The 1,028-nt window shown below is 66.9% G+C and carries 1 protein-coding gene; it reads right to left on the bottom strand.

The features are described from left to right. A partial coding sequence (locus tag ACLMAL_RS39620; protein ID WP_412003770.1) for a condensation domain-containing protein occupies positions 1–1,028 on the bottom strand: 1,028 nt, incomplete at both ends.

Genomic DNA, 1,028 nt, shown 5'->3' on the forward strand with positions numbered 1-1,028 from the left:
ACGCTGCCACACCGCATAGTCGGCGTACTGCACCGGCAGCGGAGCCCACTGCGGCGCCTCACCGTTCAACCGAGCGATGTACGCGACCATCAGATCGCGAGCCAACGGACCCGTCGACGCACCGTCCGCCGACACGTGATGCACGACGAATGCGATCACATGCTCCTGCGGCGCGAGCCGGAACACCGCCACCTTCAGCGGGACCTGGGTGGTGACATCGAAGGTGGTGAGCACGAATCCGATGACCGTGTCCAGCAGCTCGGAGTCCGCGACATCGACGACCTGCAGGTCGGGCATCACCTGCGACGGCAGAATGACCTGGTAGGGGCCTTCCTCGCTATCAGGGTAGGTGGTGCGCAGCACTTCGTGGCGGCTGAAGATATCGCCGATGGCCTGCTGCAGTGCCTCGACATCCAGTGCGCCCGACAGGCGGACGGCGAGCGGGATGTTGTCGACCGCCGACGCGGTGGTGTCGAACTGGTTGAGGAACCAGTACCGCTGCTGCGCGGGCGAGAGCGGAACCCGCTCCGGCCGCACGCCCGCGACGAGCGCGGGCCTGGTGCGACCCGATCCGGCCTTGCGTTCGGCCCGCGCCGCCAGCGACTCCACCGTCGATGCCTCGAACAGATCACGCACCGCCAGATGGGTATCGAGTGCGGCACCGAGCCGAGCCGTCACCTGGGTTGCGATCAGTGAGTTACCGCCGAGTGCGAAGAAGTCGTCGTCGGCACCGACCCGCTCGATACCGAGCACGTCCGCGAACACGCTCGCGACGGTCTGCTCGATCGGCGTTGCGGGAGCACGGAATTCCCGACTCGTGAACTTCGGCGCGGGCAGTGCCTTGCGATCGAGCTTGCCAGAAGTGTTGAGCGGGAACGCATCCAGCACGACCACCGTGGCGGGCACCATGTACGCGGGCAGTGTTTCCGAGATCCCGGCAAGCAGCGCACGCTGCTCGACTACCTGCCCGGGCTGGGGCACCACATATCCGACCAGCTGGTCGCCGAGGGTCGATCCGACCACCAGCG

This window comes from Nocardia sp. CWNU-33 (assembly GCF_046764895.1).
Lineage (GTDB): Bacteria > Actinomycetota > Actinomycetes > Mycobacteriales > Mycobacteriaceae > Nocardia.